Raw genomic sequence first — 4464 nt, 5'->3', positions numbered from 1 at the left:
GCGTGCCTCTTCCTGGCACAGCTCCGCGAGCGCAGCGTCCGCATCTCCCCGGCCCCGCAGATCGTGCTGCACAACTGGCAGCCCCGCATCCTTCGGCAGAACCTCAACCCAAGGCTCCCCCTCCGAGGCAACAAAAATGCTGCGTAGCGCCTCGTGCCGCGCCACCACACGGTCGAGGCTGCGCTGCCATGCGCTGCGGTCGAGCACGCCGCGCAGCCGCCACGCCAGTGGCATGTGATAGTTCGTGCTGCCCTGATCCAGCTGCGCCAAAAACCATAGCCGCTGCTGCGCAAACGACGGCACAAGGGGCGCATCGCGCGACACGGCGGCAATCGCCGGGAGATCTTGCGGACCGGAGCGGCTCATCATCTCGACGATGCTTTCCGCCAGATCCGCCAGCACCGGTTTGGCAAACAGCGTCGTCAGCGGCAGCTGTACACCCAGCGCCTGCGACAGCCGGCTCAAGAATCGCACGGCAAGAAGCGAGTGGCCGCCCAGTTCGAAGAAGTGGTCGTGGCGTCCGACCCGCGCCAACCCCAGAAGCTCGGCCCAGATCGTCGCTAGCTGCGCCTCAATGGGCCCTTGCGGCGCCTCATAAGCGCGCCGCGCATAGGCCTCATCCTCCGGCGCCGGCAGTGCCTTGCGGTCCAGCTTGCCGTTCACCGTCAGCGGCAGCCCCGATAGCCGCACGAATGCCGACGGCACCATGTAGTCCGGCAGCCGCGCACTTAAGTGCGCCCGCAAGGCGCCAGCCAGCCCGCCTCCATCGTCCTCATCCGAGCCAGCCTCGGGTGCGCCCACCACATAGGCGACAAGGTGCTTGTCGCCGGACCGGTCCTGGCGCGCCACCACAACCGCATCCCGCACCCAGGCGTGCTCGCAAAGCCGTGCGGCGATCTCGCCCGGCTCGATGCGGAAGCCGCGGATCTTCACCTGGTCGTCATTGCGGCCCAGGAACTCAAGATTGCCATCGGGCAGATAGCGCGCCAGGTCGCCGGTCCTGTACAGCCGATCGCCGTCCACAAAGGGACTGGCGATGAACCGCTCCGCCGTCAGATCGGCACGGTTCAGATAGCCACGCGCAACCCCCGCCCCGCCGATGTAAAGCTCACCCACCGCCCCAAACGGCACAGGCGCGCCATGGCCGTCCAGCAGATACACACGCGTGTTGGCAATCGGACGGCCGATCGGGACGTTCGCAGATACAGCTGGCCCTGTCGGAACTTCATAGAAGAGACAGCCGACGATCGTTTCGGTTGGGCCGTATTCATTCACCATTCTGGCCGTCGGCTGGATCCTGCGCCACAGCTCGATTGTCGAATGCGACAGCGCTTCACCGCCGATGATAAACAGTCCAACCTGGCTGGCGGCCGAGTCTGCCAACATCTGTTGCCCAAGCACATCCAGATGGCTGGGGGTGATATCGATGAGCCCGCAGCCCAAGCTGATCTTTTCCTTTACCCCCTCGACCTCATCTCCCTCCCTGACAAGCTGTGCATGGCCACCACAGAGCAAAGGCGCAAACAGGCTCGTGATTATGGCATCGAAGGCCAAAGAAGAGGAGACCAGGGAGGATGACCTGGGCGCGTAAGCCTCGCAGGCCCAGGACAGATAATTGGTCATCCCCCGATGCTCGACCATGACGCCCTTTGGGGCACCGGTTGAGCCTGAGGTGTAGATGACGTAGGCGAGATGGCGCGAGGTGAGGCCGAGGGCGCGCGGCTCGGGATCAAAGGCAGGCAGCCCGGCCCAGGGCGGGGTGGCCGTATCCAGATCGACCGCCGTCACATCGGCCAGCGCCTCGGTGCCGAGCGCGGCGCGACCGGCCGCATCGGCCAGCAGCAGTCGTGGCGCCGCATCGCCCAGCACCTGGCGCAGCCGCTGAGACGGGTAGGCCGGATCCAGCGGCAGATAGGCGCCGCCCGCCTTCAGGATCGCCAAAACCCCCACCACCATCGCCGGGCTGCGCTCCAGGCAGATCGCCACCGGCTGATCCGGCCTGACCCCGCGCGCGATCAGATGATGCGCCAGGCGGTTGGCCCGCGCATTGAGCTCGCCATAGCTGAGGCGTTCGTCCGCATCGATCACCGCCACCGCATCCGGCGCCTGGCGCACCTGCGCCTCGAACAGCTCATGGATGCACCGCTGCTCAGGATACGGCGCCGCCGTCCGGTTCAGCTCCTCCAACAGATACGCCCGCTCCTCGGCCGGCAGGATCTCTAGCTGCCGCACCGGCGTGTTGGGGGCATGCTCCAACGCGTCGGCCAGTCGCTCGAGCGCCCGCTCCATGTAGCCGCAGACCCGATCCGGACATACCGGCTCCGCCGCGTCCGCCGTCAGACCCAGCGCTTCGCCAAAATCCTCCACCGACAAGGTCAGCGGATAGTTGGTGCGCTCCTCTCCGCCCAACCATTCCACGCCCGAGAGCACATCATCCGGTCCGCAGCTGGCCGCCGGCGTGTTGTGGCGGTAGTTCAACAGCGCGCTGAACAGCGGCGCCGGCGCCGCAACGCCGCTGCAGCGTTGCGCCAACGCCAGTGAGGCATGCTCGTGCGCCAGCAGCTCGGCCAGGCGGGCGTGGGTGGTCCGCACGCTCGCCGCGACTCCGGTGCCGTCCAGATCAAGCCGCAGCGGCAGGGTGTTCATGAACAGGCCCATGGTGCGGTCGGCGCCGGCGCCCCCCTGCATGCGGCCGAACAGCACCGTGCCGAACACCACCTGCTCGCGCCCGCTGCTGCGCGCCACCACCTGCCCCCACGCCAGATGGCACAGGCTCGCCAGGCTCACACCTAGACGCCGCGCCTGGCTGCGCAGCCGCTGGTGCAGCTGCTGCGGCAGCATCCGCCGCGCCTCACGAGCCCCGCGGCCATCGCCGTGGACCTCACTCAGCCCAAACGGCGTGGTCGGCTCGTCGATATCGGCCAGCCGCGCGCGGAAGAACGCTTCATGCGCGTCTGCACCAACGCCCAGGCGCGCCTGCGCCACCAGATTGCGGAACGGCTGCGGCGCGCTCAGCTCATGCTCGCGCCCGCCAAGCGCGGCCTGCACCTCGGCATGCATCACTTCCGAGGTCGTGTGATCCCCGATCAAATGATGCTGCAGCTGAAGCAGCAGCCAGCGCCCGCTGCCGGGCTCGCGTGCAATCACAAACCGCAACAAGGGCGCCTGACCAAGATCGATCCGGTGCTGGCGCGGATCAAACCGATCCCTGAGCTGCTCGTGGCCAGGACCACCAGACCCCTCCAGCTCAACCTCGGTCACAAGCAGTGGCGCGTTCCGCCACACCACCTGCGCCGGGCGCGACAGGCCCTCCCAGACAAATGAGGTGCGCAGAATGTCGTGCCGGTCCACCACCCGCTGAACCGCGGCCAGATAGCGCTCCAACAACCCACGGTCGGCAAACGCCAGCTGCGAGATGAGCAGGTACGGATCACCCCGGCTGGCCAACAGATGGTGGAACAGGATGCCGTCCTGCAGCGGCGACAAGGCATAAATATCCTGGATGTTGCCGACGCCACCGGGCACCGTGGCGACGATCCGGTCGATCTCTCCTTGCGCCAGCTCGATCAGCGGCAGCATCTGCGGCGTGATCGCCGTGCTGCTCTCCGTGATCAGGTTGGCCGGGACCGCCACCTCATGATGGCTGCCCAGGCTTGCGGCCAGATCCGCCAGCACCGGTTTGGCGAACAAGGTCCGCACCTCGATCCCCAGCGACAGCCGCCGCAGACGCTCCATCAACTTGACAGCCAGCAGCGAGTGGCCGCCCAGCGCGAAGAAGTTGTCGTGCCGTCCGACCCGCGCCAACCCCAGAAGCTCGGCCCAGATCGTCGCTAGCTGCGTCTCAATGGGCCCCTGCGGCGCCTCATAAGCGCGCCGCGCATAGGCCTCATCCTCCGGTGCCGGCAGCGCCTTGCGGTCCAGCTTGCCGTTCACCGTCAGCGGCAGCGCCGCAAGCCGCACAAACGCCGACGGCACCATGTACTCCGGCAGCCGCGCACTTACATGCGTGCGCAAGATGCTGGCGAGCTCGCCTCCATCCAGCCGATCCGAACCAGCCTCGGACGCACACACCACATAGGCGACAAGCCGCGGCTCGCCCGTGCGATCCTGTTGCGCCACCACCACCGCATCGCGCAGTAAGGCGTGCTCAAGGAGCCGCGCCGCGATCTCACCCGGCTCGATCCGGAAGCCGCGGATCTTCACCTGCTCGTCATTGCGGCCCAAAAACGCCAGATTGCCGTCCGGCAAGTACCGCGCAAGATCCCCGGTCTTGTACAGCCGGTCGCCGTCCACAAACGGGCTGGCGATGAACCGCTCCGCCGTCAGCTCCGGCTGGTTCAGATACCCACGCGCCACCCCCGCCCCGCCGATGTAGAGCTCGCCGACCGCCCCAAACGGAACCGGCGCGCCATGACCGTCAAGCAGATAAACTTTAGTGTTCGCGATCGGGCGGCCAATCGGGAT

The 4464-nt window shown here is 67.1% G+C and carries 1 protein-coding gene; it reads right to left on the bottom strand.

The window, feature by feature from the left end:
* Positions 1 to 4464, bottom strand: a 4464-nt coding sequence (locus J6497_RS40230) for a non-ribosomal peptide synthetase (protein ID WP_225709677.1), incomplete at both ends; no start/stop codon positions are given.

This window comes from Bradyrhizobium cenepequi (assembly GCF_020329485.1).
Taxonomy (GTDB): Bacteria; Pseudomonadota; Alphaproteobacteria; order Rhizobiales; family Xanthobacteraceae; genus Bradyrhizobium; species Bradyrhizobium cenepequi.
Note: the sequence above shows the minus strand (reverse complement) of the source record. Positions and strands in the feature narration are given on the sequence as shown.